The sequence below is a fragment of the Bacillus sp. PS237 genome (genome assembly GCF_037963345.1).
In the GTDB taxonomy this organism is placed as follows: Bacteria; Bacillota; Bacilli; order Bacillales; family Bacillaceae; genus Bacillus; species Bacillus subtilis.
The window spans coordinates 2,639,649-2,659,023 of record NZ_CP150156.1 but is presented as its reverse complement, the minus strand read 5'-3'; the positions used below and the strand labels follow the sequence as shown (position 1 = coordinate 2,659,023).

Sequence of the window (19,375 nt, the reverse complement as noted above, 5' to 3'; positions counted from 1 at the left end):
TATTTTATCGAATATAACGTTCTCCCACGAGCAAGTTTGAAATGACGCCGGTTGGAATTGTAAACTCTGTAACGCCCATATAGCCGGGGGCGACTTCATATTCGTCAAATGAGATCACAAGTTTATGGTCTTCAGTAATGTAAAACGTCTGATCAGGAAGAATCGTTTTGAACGGTTCTGCATCTTCGTCAGTGAGCCAATATATTTTATTTGGATCTTCCTTCATTTGCTGTTTCATTTGTTCTTTGATGTTTTGACTGATGACTTTGATATAGCGCTCATCTTTGAATAAGCTTTTTAATGTAAGTAAAATATCATTCTTTTTGTCAATTGTAATATAACGGCTTTGTGTGTAGGAAGATGCTTGTGTTGTTTCAATATTGCGCCGGATAGAGAGTAAATCTGGCGTGTCTGTGACCGTCTCGTAATCACTGTAGATGCTGAGATGCCCTTTTTTGTTTTTGGATGTGGACTGTATAAACTCTTTATACAGCTGCTGGCTTTCTTTCAAGTATTTCTCGTTAATGCTGTTTTCAAGCTCTTTATTAGAAAGCCCGGACAAAGCAGGTGTTTTGACATCAATGCTTGATTGGTCTTTTTCCTCTTTGATTTCAATAAAGGTGATCGCTTTGACGATTTTGCCGATGACAGGGATCTTTGACATAGCCTGAGCGGCGTCCGGGTTGATATTAACAAGCGCAGTGAATAAAATAGCTGCAGCGATTGCTGCTGATGTCGGCCACATAACGATTCTTTTCTTTTTTGGTTCTTGCTGAAGGGCTTTTTCAACAATGATATCCAATTCTTTAGGAATCTGAACATTTTTATATTCTTCTCTTAATTGCTGTAATCTCTTATCCATTAAGAAAGATCCTCCTTCGTCAACTGAATGCGCATCAGCTTCAATGCTCTGTATAGGCGCGTTTTGACGGTATTCGTGTTTTCTCCTGTAATTTCCGCAATTTCTTCTAATTTGAGGTCTTCAAAAAAACGTAAAATAATAATGGTTTTATAGCGGTACGGCAATTCGTCAAGCGCTTCATGGAGATCAGTATCCTTGTAATGGTCTTCCTTTCCTTTGCTTAAAAATTCTATCGTTTCGTCGTCCATCACTCTTATCTTTTTTTGTTTGCGCAAAAAGTCAATGGCTGTCCGTACTAAAATTTTATAAAACCAGCTTTTTATCGTCTCAGGGTTCCTGACCGTTTCAACTGAGCTCAGCGCTTTTTTTATAGATTCCTGAACAATATCTAATGCGTCATCTTGATTTTTCACATAACTGAAAGCCAACCTGTAGAAATCTTGCTTATGGTCAGTTATGCATGTGACAAGCAACGCTTTTGTTGTTTGTTTTTTCTTCATTGCAATAAAGGGCTCCTTTTTGAATATACGTATATCGTAGGCTGTTACCTAGGATAGACGCGGCAGGCTGAAAAATAGTTTGCGCAGAATCACATTTTTTAAAAGAGAGAAGTAAATCAGCATGGGGGGTTTATGCATAAAAAAACAAGGCTTGTTTTGTACAAGCCTTGTTTTTGGGGTAAGAGATGACAAACATTATTCCAAATAATGTTTTTTGAAATCTGAGTGAATAGAAAATTTACGGCGCAACTGGATGAGATTTTTCCCGAAGCTCTCTTCTAAAAGCTCTCTATGCTTTTTCAGAATTTCCATGAGGTACAGATCATGAATGATCACTTCAGTAATAGGCATGACTAACCCTACATGCATCGTCCATGCAGCACGGCTGTCGTTGCCAAGTGAGACAATGCCCGCTACTACTTCTGAATCATCTCCGCTATAGACAAGCCACCGTCCGTCATACTCTTCTGTAATTTCACTGCTCATATCATGAAGGTAAACATTGGCAAAATCAGATACGATGTCTCCGTACGCAATAATGGTGACAATAACGCCTTGTTCTGCCGCCTGTTTGAGCTCTGCTTCTATCTCCTTAAAATCCTCTTTCCATATTTCTAAGAGGATTCTTTTTTTGGCAGATAAGATACAAGCCTTCACCTTTTCAAGAATTTCACTGCGGCCGGTGATATTCCAGATGTTTTCCCGGTCATTTGCGGTCTGCTCGAACTTTTCAAAATATTTCTCAGCCTGATCAAAATGCTCTTCCGCTTTGAGCCGGCGGTTTTTAATCAGTTCTTTTGCGGGGACTGGAACATACTGAGGCGTATTTCCATGACTGACAAAAACATCTCCCCTTATGACAAGACTTTCCAATACTTCATAAATTTTAGAACGGGGCACTCCGGATTTTTTGGCAACGGCATAGCCTGTTAAAGGTGATTCTTGCAATAATGCTAAATACGCTTTCGATTCATATTCTGTAAAATTGAGGTTTTTTAAAATGTCTAACATATTTTCTTTCATATATCCTCCAATATAAAGAGCAATCGCTGCCTTAGTAATCGCTATTTTAACAAATCATATTGATTTATTCCAAACGCATTGATACACTTTTATAAGTAGTTACTTTTGTAGTCACTATATGATTGAGGGGATTTTTAAAGGGGGAGAGAACAATGCACAGCTTACTCGCATACATACCGATCGCTGCCATGATGGTTATCATACCGGGGGCAGATACGATGCTTGTGATGAAAAATACGCTTAGGTATGGTCCGAAAGCCGGCCGTTATAACATTCTCGGATTGGCGACAGGACTTTCCTTTTGGACGGTGATTGCCATTTTAGGATTATCAGTGGTAATCGCAAAGTCAGTGATTCTTTTCACAACGATCAAATATTTGGGAGCGGCATACTTAATTTATTTAGGTGTAAAAAGTTTTTTTGCTAAAAGTATGTTTTCGTTAGATGACATGCAATCCCAAGCAAAAAATATGGCAAGTTCTCCGAAACGTTATTATAAAACTTCCTTTATGCAGGGATCACTCAGTAACATTCTCAATCCTAAAACTGTTTTGGTGTATGTTACAATCATGCCCCAATTTATCAATTTGAACGGAAATATAAACCAGCAGCTCATCATTTTAGCTTCAATCCTAACCTTATTAGCGGTGTTGTGGTTCCTGTTTCTTGTTTATATTATTGATTACGCAAAAAAATGGATGAAAAACTCGAAGTTCCAGAAAGTGTTTCAAAAAATTACCGGAATAATATTAGTAGGTTTCGGCATCAAAACTGGTTTGAGTTAACACTTAAATGAAGTGAATGAAATTTGAAACCAAAGTTTAATTTAGTGTTTGACACATATAAAAAGACAAGGGAGTGAGTATCCCTTGTCTTTTTTTTATTTCACCTTATGTCCTCTGCGGGTTTGCACCTTATACAAAATAATCAATAAAACAAACCAGACCGGGGTGACAAACAAAGCAATACGTGTATCATTCGCCAGTGCCAATATGACAAGAATGAACGCGAGAAATGCAAGTGTTAAATAGTTGGATAATGGGTAAAAAGGCATTTTAAATTTGTTTGCTTTCGCTTCATGCTGCCTTGTTTTTCGATATTTCAAATGGCAAATCACCGTGATGCCCCAAATAAAAATGAAGCATATTGTTGAAACACTTGTAATCAGCGTGAAGACTTGCTCGGGCATTAAATAATTCAGACTAACGCCAATCAGAATGGCGATGGATGAAAAGAACAGCGCATTGCTTGGCACGTTAGAAGAAGTTAATTTCTTTAATAGTCCAGGTGCGTGATGATCCTTTGCAAGTGAATAGACCATTCGGCTTGTGCTGAATAAAGCGCTATTTGCAGCTGATGCGGCTGATGTTAATACAACAAAATTGATCAAACTGGCAGCCACAACGATGCCTACTGCAGAGAAGACCTGAACAAATGGGCTTTCGTTTGGATTCAACACATTCCAAGGATAGATACACATAATCACGAAAAGTGCGCCAACATAAAAAAGTAAAATCCGGACAGGAATTTGATTGATGGCTTTAGGGATCACTTTTTGGGGATTTTCTGTTTCACCTGCTGTCAGTCCAACAAGTTCAATACCCACGAAAGCGAAGACGACCATTTGGAAAGATAGGATAAACCCATGCCATCCATTTGGGAACATGCCGCCGTGGCTCCAAAGGTTGTTGAGGCTGGCAGGGCCGGAAGCTGCGGAAAAACCTTTCGCAATCAGGAGAATACCAGTTACGATCAGAGCCAGTATGGCAATGACTTTGATCAATGCAAACCAAAATTCTAATTCTCCGAAAAGTTTAACGGTGGCAAGGTTCATGATCAGCAGGATAATAAGCGCAAGAAGACCCGGCAGCCATTGAGGCACATCGGGAAGCCAATATTGCGTATAAATGCCGACCGCCGTTAAATCAGCCATCGCGAGGGAAATCCAACAGAACCAGTAGGTCCACCCAGTGATAAATGCTGCCATGTTTCCTAAATAGTCCCTTACAAAATCAACAAAAGAGTGGTATCCCGCATTTGATAAGAGCAGTTCTCCGAGCGAACGCATAATGAAAAAGCAAAATACGCCGGTGATCAAGTAAGCAAATAAAATGGATGGTCCTGCAAAATGGATGGATTTACCTGAACCTAAAAATAAACCTGTACCGATTGCACCTCCAATCGCCATTAATTGTATATGCCTGTTTTTAAGGCCTCTAGACAATTTCTGTTGCTGGCCAAAATTGTCTTTGCTAGAATTGCCTATCAATTTTATTTTCCTCCAGTAATAAAAAGATGAGTAAAGTTTTATCGGATATTATAACATTTAAAAGAATAGATACTTTTATTTTTAAATTTTAAAACTATTTTAAGTGCTGTTACATGTCTTGTGGCTCTATTTTTCACTCGTGATTCTACCTGAATAGCAGAGTAAAACAGGAAAGTCATTTGGACAATCTGACAGGCTAGTTTTAATCGGTAACGATTTGTATAATTGCATACCCACTATGATTGAGGCCGGCAGGGGGATCAAATCGATAGGATCGGAGATAAAGTTTTTAAGCTTACAGATTCCTTAACCTCCAATGTGGATTGCAAAAATGACGAAGTTTTGCAAATTGTAATACTGTGGCGGTCACATAGAGTGTCCGTCTTTTTAGTTGTGAACGAACTTAAGGGGTTATATTTGGGTAATTTGTCATGATCTATAAGATTCATTTTTTGTCATTGATTATTTTGACATCATTACATTCCCCGAGAATGATAAACTGTTTACTGATTATTACTTTTGAAGGGGACTGGCCCTCCAGAACTGAGCATCTATCATACTAATATGAGGTGCAAATGATTCAACATGTAAACATATACGCATAAAAGCCAGCTTTGTCAATCTGCTATAGAGACCTTTTTAAACGTGTAAATCTCAACGCGGACTATAAAGTTTCGAAATATTCTTGTTAATGGCTTATCTAATAAGGACAAAGGATGATAGACGTGAGAAGAATAGATAAAATATACCATCAGCTCAAGCATAATTTTCATGATTCAACCTTAGATCATCTTTTAAAAATACAAGGGAATTCAGCAAAGGAGATTGCCGAGCAGCTGAAAATGGAGCGGTCCAATGTCAGCTTTGAATTGAACAATCTCGTCCGGTCCAAAAAGGTCATCAAAATTAAAACATTTCCTGTAAGATACATCCCAGTCGAGATAGCAGAAAAATTATTCAACAAGAAATGGGATACAGAGATGATGGAAGTGAAAGACCTTCAGGCGTTTTCCGGAAATTCAAAGCAAAATCATCAACACATTTCCACGAATCCCCTAGAGCTTATGATAGGGGCAAAAGGGAGTTTGAAGAAAGCGATCTCCCAGGCAAAAGCAGCTGTCTTTTATCCGCCGAACGGTCTGCATATGCTCCTCCTAGGGCCGACTGGTTCCGGTAAATCCCTTTTTGCGAACCGAATTTACCAGTTTGCCATTTACTCTGACATATTGAAGGCCGGCGCACCATTTATTACATTTAACTGTGCAGACTACTACAACAACCCTCAATTATTGCTTTCTCAATTATTCGGACACAAAAAAGGTTCATTTACAGGTGCTGCCGAGGATAAGGCGGGTTTAGTCGAACAGGCCAATGGGGGCATTCTTTTTATGGATGAAATCCACCGTCTCCCTCCCGAGGGACAAGAAATGCTGTTTTATTTTATTGACAGCGGTTCTTATAACAGGCTTGGAGAATCTGAACATAAACGAACATCGAACGTATTGTTTATTTGTGCGACTACAGAAAATCCGAGTTCTGCACTATTGAAAACGTTTTTGCGAAGAATCCCAATGACCATTCATATTCCTTCGCTTGAAGAACGATCGCTTAATGAAAGAGTGGATCTGACGACGTTTTTATTAGGGAAAGAAGCAGAGCGAATTAAGAAGAATCTGAGTGTGCATATCGATGTCTATAATGCGCTTATTCACTCTGCGAAATTTGGGAATGTCGGACAGCTGAAATCAAATGTTCAGTTAGTTTGCGCACACGGATTTTTGCATAACCTTGACAGAAATGAAGTTATTGAACTGACTGTTCGCGATCTGCCTGATGAAATCAAGCAAGAATGGATGTCCAGCAGCAAAAACATGCAAAGAAGCAAAGCCATTTCTGAATATGTCAATATTACAACGATTATCTCTCCGATTGTAGAAGATGAAACAACAAAAATTGACGAAGACCTCTCATTTAACTTATATCATTTGATTGAGGAAAAAGTGAAAACGCTTATGAAAGAAGGTTTATCCAAAAAGGATATTAACCAGTACATCTTGACTGATGTCCATTTGCATGTCAGAAGTTTTTTTCATCATCAAGCTTTTCAAAAAGACAACCTGCTGACATTCGTTGAAGACGATGTGATTCAAATGACAAAACAGTTAAAAGAAATAGCTGAACATGAGCTGGATTGCACATTTGACCGTAAGTTTATTTATTTCTTGAGTATGCATATTGACGCATTTTTAAAGCGAGGAAAGCAAATTGATGTTTTGAATACACAGGAGACAGATGAAATTCGTGATACCCATGTGAAAGAATATCGGGTGGCGATGATTTTTAAAGATAAAATTCAGGAATATTTTAAAGTGGCTATTCCTGAAATAGAAGTCATCTACTTAACGATGTTAATTCATTCCATCAAATCGTTAAAGGAGAACAAAAGAGTCGGTATTATCGTGGCAGCTCATGGAAACAGCACGGCGAGTTCAATGGTTGAAGTCGCGACAGAACTGCTAGGGAGTACGCCGATTGCAGCAGTTGACATGCCGCTTACTGTTTCACCTTCGGACATTCTTGAATGCGTAGCAGAAAAAATGAAACAGGTTGATGAAGGTGAAGGTGTTTTAATGCTGGTAGATATGGGGTCGCTTGCAATGCTGGAAAGCAGGCTGGAGGAAAAGACAGGCATTTCTATTAAAACGATCAGCAATGTTACGACTTCAATGGTGCTGGATGCTGTCAGAAAGGTCAACTATTTGAATTTAAATTTGCATGCGATCTATCAATCGGTCACGAAGGATTTTATCGAGTTGTGGGAGCGTCAGCCAGCGGCATCCGGCAAAAAGAAGGCATTGGTATCCATCTGCACGACGGGTAGCGGAACGGCCAAAAAGCTGGAAGACATTCTAACCACGATCGTAAACAAGGCCTCCGATACCCCCATTCACATATTGACCGTATCATCGATTAAGCTGGCCAACAGCATAAAAGAAATCGAAAAAGAGTATGAAATCCTTGCGACAGTCGGAACGAAAGACCCTAAAATCAATGCTCCGCATGTATCTTTAGAAGTGTTAATTGAAGGGGAGGGAGAGAAGCTGATTCAACAGGCGATTACAAAAGGAAGCATCTCCTTGAGCAATGGATTGAACGAAGCAAATATTATTGTCAGGGAGCTTTGCGAGGATAGCCTGAAAAAATACCTTGTCTTCTTGAATCCCCACCATGTGATCGACATGTTATTGGAGTGGCTGCAAACCGTTCAGGATGAGCTGGGGGTCATTTTCAATAATGCGGTTTTGATCAAAGTCATTATGCACACGGCTTTCGCCTTTGAAAGGGTAATTAAGCAGAATCCGATCGCTTTCTCAGAGGAAGAAGAGATCAATGATCAGCTGAAGGAAATGGTGTACGTGACAGAGCGAACATTAGCCCCTTATGAAGAAAAGCTCGGACTTCGCATAAGTGATGATGAAAAATTATTTATAGCCGCCATATTTGCTGAAGAAGTGCATGGCCAGCTGTTTTAAAAACAGTTTTTTCATATGAACCTGTATTAAATGGAACACCATTTTAATACAGGTTTATTTTTTTCGTTTTAAGTGTTTCAACAACAAATTGCTATTGGCTGAAATAACAATGAAAACGCTTAACACAACTGTGTTGGCACGATCCTTGCATTATATATGGATGTACAAAACAGGAAAGGAGCAATAGATATGATTTCAGTTATTATCAGCGGTCATGGAGATTTTCCCATAGCATTAAAAGAGTCTTCAGGGATGATATTCGGTGAAGAAAATAACCTGATTGCAGTGCCGTTTTTCAAAGGGGAAGGAATACAAACGCTGCAAGAAAAATATCATCAGGCGCTCAAGGATATCCCGGAAGAACATGAAGTGCTTTTTTTAGTCGATATTTTTGGAGGGACGCCATATAACGCGGCAGCTTCCTTTATTGCTGAGGATCAAAGAATGGATATGGCTGCCGGCGTAAACCTGCCGATTCTGCTGGAGGTATTAAGCCTGAGAGAACATCTGGCTCTCAAAGATTTGCTGAACAACTTAAAAGCAATGAGTCAGCAAAGCTTTCAAGTGTGCAGTGAACATTTAGAAAAAGTAAAAACAGCCAATCAAGATACAAGAGAGGATGAATTATGATGAACATTGTGTTAGCAAGAATTGATGACCGCTTTATTCACGGCCAAATCCTGACAAGGTGGATAAAAGTCCATGCAGCCGACCGAATCATCGTTGTCTCCGACGATATTGCTCAGGACGAAATGAGAAAAACGCTGATCCTTTCTGTTGCGCCTTCAAATGTAAAGGCGAGTGCCGTCTCGGTTTCTAAAATGGCAAAAGCATTTCATAGTCCGCGCTACGAAGGGGTAACGGCAATGCTCTTGTTTGAAAATCCGTCCGATATTGTATCTCTTATAGAAGCAGGTGTACCGATCAAAACCGTAAACGTCGGGGGAATGCGTTTTGAAAATCATCGCAGGCAAATCACAAAATCAGTCAGTGTCACAGAACAAGATATAAAGGCATTTGAAACATTAAGTGACAAGGGCGTGAAACTGGAATTGAGGCAGCTGCCTTCAGATGCCAGTGAGGATTTTGTACAGATTTTACGGAACGTAACAAAATAATCAAGGGGATGAGAATATGTCTTCATTACAAATTATTTTGTTGTTAATCATTGCAGCAATCACCGGAATCGCAAGTGTATTGGATGAAGGGCAGACACACCGGCCGCTAGTGGCCTGTACGTTGGTTGGCTTGGTGCTCGGGGACTTAAAAACGGGAATTATTCTTGGAGGCACACTGGAGCTGATGGCGCTCGGCTGGATGAACGTCGGGCTTGCCATGGCACCTGATACAGCGATCGCCTCTGTCATCTCAACCATTTTAGTTATTACCGCTGATCAAGGAATTGGCGAAGGGATTGCTGTCGCTGTTGCTTTAGCAGCTGCGGGTCAGGCGCTGACGATTTTTGTTCGGACGATCACTGTCTTTTTCATCCACCGCGCTGATCAATATGCAAAAGCGGGAAATATAAAAGGAATTGAAATTATGCATATTACCGCGATGGTGTTTCAAGCTTTGCGCGTCATGATTCCTACATTGATTGTTGCTTTAATTAGTGTCAGCGCTGTTCAGGCGTTCCTGGGAAATATTCCTGATGTCATTACAAAAGGACTGCAAATAGGCGGAGGCATTATTGTGGTTGTCGGGTATGCCATGGTGATCAATATGATGAATATTCCTTATTTAAAGCCATTTTTCTATATTGGTTTCTTATTAGCGGCGTTTACCGATTTTAACTTAGTGGGATTTGGAGCCCTTGGTCTCTGTCTGGCGCTTTTATACCAGCAGGTGATGCAAAAACAAAGCGCTCACGGAGCAGTCGCGGCCGCATCAGACAGTGGCAGTGTTGCTGTTTATGATGACGATGATGATGATCTTGATGCCTAAACGATGAGGGGGAAGAAAAAATGGAGAAAGAAAAACGATTAACGAAGAAAGAAATTTTCAGCATGTTTATTCGTTCAAATTTTTTACTCGGTTCCTTTAACTTCGAACGTGTGCAGGCAATGGGATATTGTTATGTCATGATACCGGCGATCAAAAAATTGTACGGTCCCGGAGCGAAAAGAAACGAAGCCTTACAGCGGCATTTGGAATGGTTTAATACACATCCGTGGCTGACAGCGCCTATATTTGGCGTGACGGCAGCCATGGAAGAAGAAATGGCGAACAATAAAGGAATTGACGGAAAAGCGATAAGCGGAATGAAAATCGGTTTGATGGGACCAATAGCGGGCGTAGGCGATCCAATTTTTTGGGGAACGATTCGTCCTGTCTTAGCTGCGCTAGGAGCCTCCCTTGCTTTAGGAGGAAACATTGCCGGTCCTTTGCTATTCTTTTTCTTGCTGAATGCCATAAGATTAAGCACAAAATATTACGGATTAAAGTATGGCTATGTGAAAGGAATGGAGATTCTTCAGGATTTAGCGGGGAATCGCATTCAAAAGCTTACAGAGGGCGCTTCGATTCTCGGGTTATTTGTTATGGGGGCTCTCGTGTCCAAATGGACCACCATCAACATTCCAATCGTTGTATCCAGGATTAAGGATGAAAGCGGAAAAGTAGATGTTCAAACGGTACAAAACGTGCTAGATAGCATTATGCCGGGGGCGCTGCCTCTCGGATTAACGTTATTGGTGGCATGGATGCTTCGCAAAGGGGTGAATCCACTTCTCATTATTTGCGGCATCTTTGTCATCGGGATTCTCGGGTATTGGGCTGGATTCTTAGCATAAGGTGTGTGAAGGAAAGAGAGAGAAACTGCAGCAGTCTTTTCATATATAAATCATTCGGATAACAGTGAAACAGAGGAGAATTGCCAGAAACGGACCAGCTTGCGCAGCAGTCTCTTTTGAAAGTGTTCAAACATGAAGAGAGGAGCGAAGGAACAAATGAAAAAGAGACTGATTCAAGTCATGATCATGTTCACCCTGCTGTTGACTATGGCATTTTCGGCAGATGCAGCCGATTCAAGCTACTATGATGAGGATTACCGTCCTCAATATCACTTCACACCGGAGGCAAACTGGATGAATGACCCAAACGGAATGGTATATTATGCTGGGGAATATCACTTGTTCTATCAATACCATCCATACGGGCTTCAGTGGGGGCCCATGCATTGGGGGCATGCCGTCAGCAAAGATTTGGTTACATGGGAACACCTTCCTGTTGCGCTGTATCCGGATGAAAAAGGCACGATCTTTTCTGGAAGCGCAGTTGTAGATAAAAATAACACAAGCGGTTTTCAAACAGGCAAAGAGAAGCCGCTTGTGGCCATTTATACACAGGATCGGGAAGGCCATCAAGTGCAAAGTATTGCCTATAGCAACGACAAAGGAAGAACATGGACGAAGTACGCTGGCAACCCTGTCATTCCAAACCCGGGTAAAAAAGATTTTCGCGATCCAAAAGTCTTTTGGTATGAGAAAGAAAAAAAGTGGGTGATGGTGCTTGCGGCCGGTGACCGAATCCTCATTTATACATCAAAAAATCTGAAGCAGTGGACGTATGCAAGTGAATTTGGACAGGATCAAGGAAGCCACGGGGGAGTATGGGAATGCCCGGATTTATTTGAGCTTCCGGTAGACGGCAATCCGAATCAAAAGAAATGGGTCATGCAGGTCAGTGTCGGAAACGGAGCGGTCTCGGGAGGATCAGGCATGCAATATTTTGTAGGGGACTTTGATGGAACTCATTTTAAAAATGAAAACCCGCCAAACAAAGTTCTCTGGACGGATTACGGCAGAGACTTTTATGCGGCTGTATCCTGGTCTGATATTCCATCCACAGACAGCCGCCGGCTATGGTTAGGGTGGATGAGCAATTGGCAATATGCGAATGATGTTCCGACATCCCCATGGAGAAGTGCAACGTCCATTCCAAGAGAGTTAAAATTGAAAGCGTTTACCGAAGGGGTTAGAGTGGTCCAAACACCGGTGAAAGAGCTGGAAACCATTCGCGGAACCTCTAAGAAGTGGAAGAATCTGACCATATCGCCTGCAAGTCATAATGTGTTAGCGGGGCAATCTGGAGATGCCTATGAAATAAATGCAGAATTTAAAGTAAGCCCTGGTTCAGCTGCTGAATTTGGTTTTAAGGTCCGAACAGGTGAAAATCAATTTACGAAGGTCGGCTATGACCGAAGGAACGCCAAATTGTTCGTTGACCGGAGCGAGTCAGGCAACGACACCTTTAATCCGGCCTTTAACACCGGAAAAGAAACAGCCCCGTTGAAGCCGGTAAATGGGAAGGTTAAGTTGCGCATTTTTGTTGACCGCTCCTCGGTTGAAGTATTTGGGAATGACGGAAAGCAGGTCATAACGGATATTATTCTCCCAGACCGATCAAGCAAAGGGCTTGAATTATATGCTGCAAATGGCGGTGTAAAGGTAAAATCTTTAACGATACACCCTTTAAAAAAGGTATGGGGAACGACACCTTTTATGTCCAATATGACTGGCTGGACGACTGTAAATGGCACGTGGGCAGACACAATTGAGGGGAAACAAGGGAGGTCGGACGGCGATTCCTTTATCTTGTCTTCAGCATCCGGGTCAGACTTCACTTATGAATCTGATATCACCATTAAGGATGGAAACGGAAGAGGGGCAGGAGCACTAATGTTTCGCTCTGACAAAGATGCCAAAAACGGTTACCTTGCCAATGTGGATGCGAAGCATGACCTAGTGAAATTCTTTAAATTTGAGAACGGTGCTGCTTCTGTCATTGCTGAATACAAAACACCGATAGACGTTAATAAAAAGTATCATCTGAAAACAGAGGCCGAGGGCGATCGCTTTAAAATCTATTTAGATGATCGTCTTGTGATTGATGCACATGATTCCGTATTTTCAGAAGGCCAATTTGGCTTGAATGTGTGGGACGCGACTGCTGTCTTTCAGAATGTAACGAAGGAGTCTTAATTTTAAAAAAGGCACAGACCCGAACAGTCTGTGCCTTCTTGTTATTTTAACAAGTTTAAAGATTCGCGGTTAAATGCTTCCAAATCATCAGGTGTTCTGCTTGTGACAATGTTGTGGCTGACGACTACTTCTGCATCTTTGTAGTTTGCACCGGCATTGATTAAATCTTTGCGGATGCTGCGGTAGCCTGTGATATCTTTGCCTTTTAGAAGATCCGTATCAATCAGTACTTGCGGGCCGTGGCAAATTGCGAAAACAGGTTTTTTGTTTTCGACAAATGCTTTTGCGAATTCACCCGGACGGTCATCTGCACGAAGCAAATCCGGAGAGAATCCCCCAGGAATTAAAAGTGCATCAAAGTCACTTGCATCCACATCAGAGATGGCTTTGTCAATCTTTACTTTCTCGCCATGCTTACCGGTAACTTCTTTGCCGGCTTCCAAATCGATAGCCACAACACTGTAGCCAGCTTCTTCGTATGCTTTTACCGGACTTGTATATTCGATGTCTTCGAATTGGTCTGTAACAAGAACTGCAATTTTTTTGCTCATAAAAAACCCTCCTAATAACTCTCTATTCATAGAATAACAGGAAGATTGACCGGCCTTCAAAATATTTGCTTAAAGAGATCATTTTTCGTGAGTTTCAATAAAAGCGGCAGCCCATATAAGGACTAACCTATTACAATGTGGAAATATCAATCACAAATCGATAACGGACATCGCTTCGGAGGATACGTTCGTATGCCTCGTCCACTTGGTCAGCTCCGATGACTTCGATTTTAGGTTCGATGCCATGCTCAGCTGCGAAATCCAGCATCTCTTGAGTTTCTTGAATTCCGCCGACTAGAGAACCTGCAATGCTGCGGCGCCCCATGATTAGGGAAAACACACTGTATGTGTCCGGCTTGGCAGGAGCTCCAACGCTTACAAGTGTCCCGTCTATACGAAGCATTGATAAATAGGCATCTACATCGAGATTTGCCGATACCGTATTTAAGATCACGTCAAAACGCCCGGCCAATGCAGTGAATGTGGCTGGGTCACTTGTTGCAAAGTAATGATTTGCACCGAGTTCCAGAGCTTCCTCTTTCTTATTCATGGAACGGCTCAGGACGGTTACTTCTGCACCCATCGCATGTGCAAATTGAATTGCCAAATGTCCAAGGCCACCTACGCCTACAATCGCAACCTTTTTACCAGGGCCAACATTCCAGTGTTTCAGCGGGGAATACGTTGTGATACCTGCACACAACAGCGGACTGGCAACATCCATTTCCAAACGATCTGGTATGCGAACAACAAATCTGTCAGTGACAACGATTTTTTGGCTGTACCCGCCATAAGTGGGGTTTCCGTCGTAGTCTACTGAGTTATACGTTTGAACAACACCCTTCGTGCAGAATTGTTCCTCTGCGTTGAGACAGTATTCGCATTCTCCGCAAGAGTCAACAAAACAGCCGACACCAACGCGGTCCCCGACAGCCAACTTGGTGACTTTTGTTCCAACGGCTGTTACAACACCGGCTATTTCATGTCCAGGCACCATTGGGAAGATGCCACCGCCCCATTCATCAAAAGCGCTATGAATGTCTGAATGGCAAATGCCGCTGAATTTAATATCGATTAAGACATCGTGCGGCCGTAATCCTCTTCGCTCAATCGTCGTTTGTTCAAATTTGGCTTTTGCATGTGACACGCTTAATACACGGGTTTGATGTTGATTACACATACGAACCTATCCTTTCTTCATCATAAGTGTTGTAAATAAAAACATGCACTTATTTATGTTTTATGGTGTCTTCAACATAACGATAAACCTTAAAGTCTGCTTTAAGGCAAGGGTTTTTTAAAAAAACCATTTAAAATGAACCTGATTTATAAGCTGAGAAACAGTCAGTAATTAATGCAGAAACTGTAATCATGCTGCGATCCCGGGATGAAAGTTCTTCTTCTCTTGCCCAAATGTCACCGAATAGAACATCATCATGAAGTTCAGCAAACTTTGGCGCAAATTCTCCTAATTGTTCTCTTCCGGCAGTGTGTTTATTTGCCATTCAGCAATCCCTCCAACTACACTGTTTTTAGTGCATGGAGAAGTATAGAGTTTAAAGTGTGCTTTAAGGCAAGTCCCGAATATATAAACCCAGATTCAGCAGCTAACCACTTGTTTTGAGCTTGACTTAAAGTTAACTTTAAGTGTTACCTTCACAACATACAGGATAGAGAGGTGAAGATCATGAATATTGCTCAGGTGGCAAAGCAGTTTGGCCTGACAGCCGCAACACTCCGATATTACGAACGTGTAGGATTAATCCCGCCTGTAAAACGAAAAGACAGCGGCATTCGCGACTATGATGAAGAAGATATCAAATGGATTGAATTCATTAAATGCATGCGAAATGCGGGACTATCGATAGAAGCGCTAATTGAATATACAACATTATTTACCGAAGGTGACCGTACGGTAGAAGCTCGAAAAAATATCCTGGCTGACGAACGACAGCGGCTGATAGAGAAGCGGAAAGAAATTGATGAAACAATTAAGAGATTAGACACAAAAATTAAAGATTATGATGGGAAATTGCGTGAAAATGAGGCAAAGCTCAAAAGCAGGCCTAAAACGGAAAGTCTTCACGGATCAGTGGAGCAAAGAAGGTAGCATTCTTTGCGTGTGAAGAGGGCAGGTCAAAAACGAAGGATTTTGTTTCTGGCCTGTTTTCTCCATCAAGAGATCGCATAAAAAGAGGTGGTTACGATTCCTTATTTGGATTGGAGAATTTGCAAACATTATCGGAGATCAGATGGAGAAAAGCGGTTAATCTATTTACGGTCATAGGACCCGAACAAACAGTGCTCATTTTGAAGCTGAGGAACAGTTGTGGCCAATCAATACTGTTCCTCAGCAAATCAGTCATTGTATGTTAAAGGGTTGGCAATTGAATGGCTGTATCAATATTTTTTAAATTCAGCTTGACTTGTTCGTCAGGGTTCCAAGGATGGTACCAGCCTTTTTCCATCATATAGCTTGAGAGTTGTTCGTGCATATCGAGTGCTTCTTCCAAATGGCGGATAAGGACCTCTTTTACTTCAGGCGTTCCGGCTTCAGTGGCTGCCATCGCATAATTTCTGACTCCGTTCTTTGCTGAAATTAATAAGTCCATAGCAATGATTTGGTCTGTTAGAACATTCATGCCAGTCAGATATTCTATGATAGGATTCATGATTTATTCATCTCCTCATTCTTGCTTTGCATTAGATAAAATAGAGGCAAATTCCTGCAACTGGCGTGTGGTGATATCAACATCTTGCTGCATGATTTCTTTCAGCTTCGGATCAGATACCAGTGCTTTCATTGTTTTAGATTTCGTCAAACAAAGTGTCTTAAATGCAGTCATTTCCTGAACCTCAAGCACTTCGTGTAAGGCGTATTCCATTTCTGTAACCTCCGTTTTTTAAGGCTTTAACACAACTTTGATACAATCATCCATTTTTGAATCAAAAATGTCATAGCCATGCTTGGCTTCACTAAGCGGCAGGACATGGCTGACAACATCTCCCGGATCAATTTTGCCTGTCGATACTAGTTCAAACATGTACGGCATATAGTGGATCACTGGAGCCTGTCCAGAGCGTATATTGACGTTTCGCTGCATAATATCTCCTAACGGAAAACCGTTATATCTGCCTCCATACACACCTGTAATTTGTATGGTTCCTCCTTTGCGAACAGCTTGGGAAGCAATGACCAATGCACTCATCGTTCCGCCATGAAGCTTTAAGCCGCTGGCAAGGAACTCGAGATCGCTCATTTTACCATCCATCCCAACAGCGTCAATGACTACATCCGCTCCGCCTTTCGTGATTTCCTTTAAATAATTCCCTGTATTCTCATGGTCTTCAAAATTAACGATTTCTACTTTGTTTGTACGTTTCGCATGCTGTAAGCGATAGTTTACATAGTCAACTGCTATGACGCGTTTTGCGCCTTTTAGCCAACAAAACTTTTGAGCAAACAGGCCGACTGGTCCGCAGCCGAGAACGATAACTGTATCGCCTTTTTTTACGCCGGCATTATCCACACTCCAAAAGCCGGTGGTCATGGCATCGGCAATCACGCTTAATTTCTCATCGGGTTCCTCACAAGATTCAGGGATTTTAAAATGGGTAAAATTCGCAAACGGCACTCTTAAATATTCAGCTTGCCCGCCTGGATAACCGCCAGTTTGCCCTGAATAGCCGAAATAAGCACCCATTTCCCCATTGTCATTAGACTGATCACATTGGCTTTCCAGCTGGTTTTTACAAAAAAAGCATTCCCCGCATGCTATATTAAAGGGAATAATTACCCGATCTCCCTTTTTTAGTTTAGTCACCCCAGAACCAACTTCTTCGACGATTCCCATCGGTTCATGGCCGATGACATAGTCTTCTTGCATATTCGGAATGAATCCATGGATTAAATGTAAATCTGATCCGCAAATGGCTGTACTGGTGACTTTGATAATCATGTCATCGGATTTTTCAATCTTTGGATCGGGGACATCTTTGACAACAACATTTTTAATGCCTTGATACGTTACTGCCTTCATGCTGTAAAACCTCCAGTGTTAGTGTTCATCAGGTGTCCGGTCAAACATCCCTTTGCGATTTGTTTCATCAGGAAAGAGGTTCATATTGCCGACCATGATCGTGTTTTTTGCAGAGAGCTGATCCAGCTTATACTGTTCGCTCAGCTCATATGGATGGAACCACTTTTTGCTGATCATCAGTTCCGTAATCTCTTGGTGCATCGCAATTCCTTGCATCAGCTGTTTCCGAAGCAGTGCTCTTACATCTGGTGAAGCGGTTTCTGTCAAAGCTACAGCAGTATTCCTTACGCCTTCCTTAGCTCGTATAAGAAAATCCATCGCGAATGTAGTGTCTGCTAGTTCAGGCACATTCAGCGAATTAATGGGGTCTAAATGATCATTATTCAAAGAGGCTTACCTCCCTTTCAATTGATGATTGGCGTTGGGCGGCTTTGAGGGACAGGGGCCTGAAATGAGGCACGCTCATAAACCGCTTGTAATTCAGTAAGGTCTTGAATGGATTGCTGTACATCTTTTTCCATCAAGTCCTTCAGTTCTTGGTCAAACACAAGCCCTTGCATTAACTTTGATTTCGCTATACAAAGTGTTTTAAAGTTCACGATTTCATGTAAGTCAACAGCCTCATGAGCTGCCAATGTTTGATGATCCATATTGATGTAACCTCCTTTTATCAACGTTACATTTCCCGAAATGAAGTTGAAGCATACAGAAAATACACTCGGTATCATTTTTTGTTTTAAGAATCGCTGTTTTTGCTCGTTCTTATGACATGGACTAAACTGCACTTAAATCTGAAATAAGGGTGAAGTATGGAAACTTGACATAGTGCTGTCAGGTTTCTTTGGTATCATTAAATTGGATGACCAGTAAAAGTATGGTTTTATAGGAGGCACTCGATATGAAGCTGTTACAAATTAGACTGTTGGTGAATGATTTTAAGAAAAGCGTCGAGTTTTATAAAGATTCATTAGGACTTCCAATAAGTTGGTTAGAGAATGAAATGGAATATGCACTCTTTGATAATGGGGAAACGAAAATAGAGCTTTTATCTCGAGAAACGATGGCTGAAATCGTTGGAGAGGAAAAAAAGTCCTTGGAAGGAGAAGCTCAATCAAAATTTTTGCTTCAGTTTAAGGTAGAAGATGTTGATAAAACGTATGACGATTTACACGAAAAAGGAGTTAAATGTGAGAATAAACCGCATGATCGCAAGGAATGGAGTGCCCGAGTTGCTCACTTCAGAGATCCAGATCATAATCTGATTGAAATATATAAAATGTTATGATTTTTTGACTCGCAAAATCATAGAATAACGTTTGATAACGTACCTAATCATTTTTACACGCCCTGGTAAAAGAAAGCAAAGTCATAATAGGTTGCGGACACTGAACTTGCAGCATTTACGCTGATTTGTATGGTGTCCGTTTTTGATTGGTGAAAAAGGTGGAGTATCTATGAATCGAGAAGAAGCGTGGATACAAGGAAGCAGTACACTGATTGAGTTAATTGGTGGAAACGAAGCCGCTTGATCCATGTCCTTTTTCCTGATTGTCAATCGTGATTACCGACTGGACAAATGATTAAGAGCCAAATGTAACACACCATCAATATCAAG

At 41.3% G+C, this 19,375-nt stretch carries 24 protein-coding genes; 11 read left to right on the top strand and 13 right to left on the bottom strand.

The features are described 5' to 3' along the window. Positions 1–4: 4 nt before the first annotated feature. From rsiV to NST22_RS13845, 3 genes are all read right to left on the bottom strand, one after another. Complete coding sequence (rsiV, locus tag NST22_RS13855; protein ID WP_004398482.1) at positions 5–862, bottom strand: anti-sigma-V factor RsiV; 858 nt, start codon at positions 860–862, stop codon at positions 5–7. After that, positions 862–1,362 carry an RNA polymerase sigma factor SigV gene (sigV, locus tag NST22_RS13850; RefSeq protein ID WP_004398891.1) on the bottom strand — a complete coding sequence of 167 codons (501 nt, stop codon included), beginning with the start codon at positions 1,360–1,362 and terminating at the stop codon, positions 862–864. Before sigV ends, rsiV begins: the two co-directional genes overlap by 1 nt. A 195-nt stretch (positions 1,363–1,557) precedes the next feature. Next, positions 1,558–2,385, bottom strand: a complete 828-nt coding sequence (locus NST22_RS13845) for a TrmB family transcriptional regulator (protein ID WP_004398526.1) — start codon at positions 2,383–2,385, stop codon at positions 1,558–1,560. A 152-nt stretch (positions 2,386–2,537) separates the two neighbouring features. Between NST22_RS13845 and NST22_RS13840 the strand changes: the two genes are divergently transcribed. Continuing rightward, a complete protein-coding gene (locus NST22_RS13840; RefSeq protein WP_003229828.1) occupies positions 2,538–3,170 on the top strand; it encodes a LysE family transporter in 633 nt (210 codons plus the stop codon). A 95-nt stretch (positions 3,171–3,265) separates the two neighbouring features. On the opposite strand, the gene NST22_RS13835 is transcribed toward NST22_RS13840, so the two are convergent. Both NST22_RS13835 and NST22_RS13830 read right to left on the bottom strand, forming a co-directional pair. Further along, positions 3,266–4,654 carry an amino acid permease gene (locus NST22_RS13835; protein WP_010886581.1) on the bottom strand — a complete coding sequence of 463 codons (1,389 nt, stop codon included), beginning with the start codon at positions 4,652–4,654 and terminating at the stop codon, positions 3,266–3,268. Between the two features lie 38 nt (positions 4,655–4,692). Continuing rightward, complete coding sequence (locus NST22_RS13830) at positions 4,693–4,833, bottom strand: hypothetical protein (protein WP_119123073.1); 141 nt, start codon at positions 4,831–4,833, stop codon at positions 4,693–4,695. A gap of 546 nt (positions 4,834–5,379) precedes the next feature. On the opposite strand from NST22_RS13830, the gene levR reads away from it, so the two are divergent. The 7 genes from levR (at position 5,380) to sacC (ending at position 13,169) form a co-directional block, all read left to right on the top strand. After that, a complete protein-coding gene (gene levR / locus NST22_RS13825) occupies positions 5,380–8,187 on the top strand; it encodes a transcriptional regulator LevR (RefSeq protein ID WP_003229830.1) in 2,808 nt (935 codons plus the stop codon). A gap of 189 nt (positions 8,188–8,376) precedes the next feature. Beyond that, positions 8,377–8,817: a PTS fructose transporter subunit IIA gene (gene levD, locus NST22_RS13820; RefSeq protein WP_003246144.1), complete on the top strand. Its 441-nt coding sequence runs from the start codon at positions 8,377–8,379 to the stop codon at positions 8,815–8,817. Next, complete coding sequence (gene levE / locus NST22_RS13815; RefSeq protein ID WP_004399158.1) at positions 8,817–9,305, top strand: PTS fructose transporter subunit IIB; 489 nt, start codon at positions 8,817–8,819, stop codon at positions 9,303–9,305. Before levD ends, levE begins: the two co-directional genes overlap by 1 nt. A gap of 16 nt (positions 9,306–9,321) precedes the next feature. Continuing rightward, positions 9,322–10,131: a PTS fructose transporter subunit IIC gene (gene levF, locus NST22_RS13810; protein ID WP_003229833.1), complete on the top strand. Its 810-nt coding sequence runs from the start codon at positions 9,322–9,324 to the stop codon at positions 10,129–10,131. Between the two features lie 20 nt (positions 10,132–10,151). After that, positions 10,152–10,979 (top strand): PTS fructose transporter subunit IID, encoded by an 828-nt coding sequence (gene levG / locus NST22_RS13805; protein ID WP_003229834.1) that lies wholly within the window; start codon positions 10,152–10,154, stop codon positions 10,977–10,979. Between the two features lie 80 nt (positions 10,980–11,059). Beyond that, complete coding sequence (locus NST22_RS13800) at positions 11,060–11,227, top strand: hypothetical protein (RefSeq protein WP_119123072.1); 168 nt, start codon at positions 11,060–11,062, stop codon at positions 11,225–11,227. Beyond that, the gene (gene sacC / locus NST22_RS13795) at positions 11,160–13,169 is read left to right on the top strand and encodes a levanase (RefSeq protein ID WP_223257627.1); all 2,010 of its coding nucleotides are present in this window, start codon (positions 11,160–11,162) and stop codon (positions 13,167–13,169) included. The genes NST22_RS13800 and sacC overlap by 68 nt, the downstream gene beginning before the upstream one ends. A gap of 41 nt (positions 13,170–13,210) precedes the next feature. Here the strand turns inward: sacC and yraA are convergent, their stop codons facing one another. The 3 genes from yraA to NST22_RS13780 all read right to left on the bottom strand — a co-directional run bounded on the left by yraA (position 13,211) and on the right by NST22_RS13780 (position 15,225). Then, positions 13,211–13,720 carry a cysteine protease YraA gene (gene yraA / locus NST22_RS13790; RefSeq protein WP_003229836.1) on the bottom strand — a complete coding sequence of 170 codons (510 nt, stop codon included), beginning with the start codon at positions 13,718–13,720 and terminating at the stop codon, positions 13,211–13,213. Between the two features lie 130 nt (positions 13,721–13,850). Continuing rightward, positions 13,851–14,900 (bottom strand): formaldehyde dehydrogenase AdhA, encoded by a 1,050-nt coding sequence (gene adhA / locus NST22_RS13785; RefSeq protein WP_003229837.1) that lies wholly within the window; start codon positions 14,898–14,900, stop codon positions 13,851–13,853. 130 nt (positions 14,901–15,030) lie between these two features. After that, the gene (locus NST22_RS13780; RefSeq protein ID WP_003229839.1) at positions 15,031–15,225 is read right to left on the bottom strand and encodes a carboxymuconolactone decarboxylase; all 195 of its coding nucleotides are present in this window, start codon (positions 15,223–15,225) and stop codon (positions 15,031–15,033) included. A 182-nt stretch (positions 15,226–15,407) separates the two neighbouring features. Here NST22_RS13780 and adhR point away from each other — a divergent pair, with 182 nt between their 5' ends. Further along, on the top strand, positions 15,408–15,830 hold the full coding sequence (gene adhR / locus NST22_RS13775) for an aldehyde stress transcriptional regulator AdhR (protein WP_004398725.1): 423 nt from the start codon (positions 15,408–15,410) through the stop codon (positions 15,828–15,830). Positions 15,831–16,092: 262 nt separating this feature from the next. Here the strand turns inward: adhR and NST22_RS13770 are convergent, their stop codons facing one another. From NST22_RS13770 to NST22_RS13750, 5 genes are read right to left on the bottom strand one after another with little or no spacing between them, the layout of a single operon-like run. Beyond that, positions 16,093–16,392, bottom strand: a complete 300-nt coding sequence (locus NST22_RS13770; RefSeq protein WP_003246006.1) for a spore coat protein — start codon at positions 16,390–16,392, stop codon at positions 16,093–16,095. 15 nt (positions 16,393–16,407) lie between these two features. Beyond that, on the bottom strand, positions 16,408–16,605 hold the full coding sequence (locus tag NST22_RS13765) for a hypothetical protein (RefSeq protein ID WP_003229842.1): 198 nt from the start codon (positions 16,603–16,605) through the stop codon (positions 16,408–16,410). 18 nt (positions 16,606–16,623) lie between these two features. Next, a complete protein-coding gene (locus NST22_RS13760; RefSeq protein ID WP_003229843.1) occupies positions 16,624–17,760 on the bottom strand; it encodes a zinc-dependent alcohol dehydrogenase in 1,137 nt (378 codons plus the stop codon). A gap of 18 nt (positions 17,761–17,778) precedes the next feature. Beyond that, entirely contained in the window at positions 17,779–18,147 is a 369-nt protein-coding gene (locus NST22_RS13755; RefSeq protein WP_009967868.1) for a spore coat protein, read from the bottom strand. Between the two features lie 17 nt (positions 18,148–18,164). After that, positions 18,165–18,410: a spore coat protein F-like protein YraG gene (locus NST22_RS13750; RefSeq protein ID WP_003229845.1), complete on the bottom strand. Its 246-nt coding sequence runs from the start codon at positions 18,408–18,410 to the stop codon at positions 18,165–18,167. A gap of 248 nt (positions 18,411–18,658) precedes the next feature. On the opposite strand from NST22_RS13750, the gene NST22_RS13745 reads away from it, so the two are divergent. Continuing rightward, the gene (locus NST22_RS13745) at positions 18,659–19,045 is read left to right on the top strand and encodes a VOC family protein (protein ID WP_004398984.1); all 387 of its coding nucleotides are present in this window, start codon (positions 18,659–18,661) and stop codon (positions 19,043–19,045) included. 142 nt (positions 19,046–19,187) lie between these two features. After that, the gene (locus NST22_RS13740) at positions 19,188–19,289 is read left to right on the top strand and encodes a hypothetical protein (RefSeq protein ID WP_119123071.1); all 102 of its coding nucleotides are present in this window, start codon (positions 19,188–19,190) and stop codon (positions 19,287–19,289) included. The last annotated feature ends 86 nt before the right edge of the window (positions 19,290–19,375 follow it).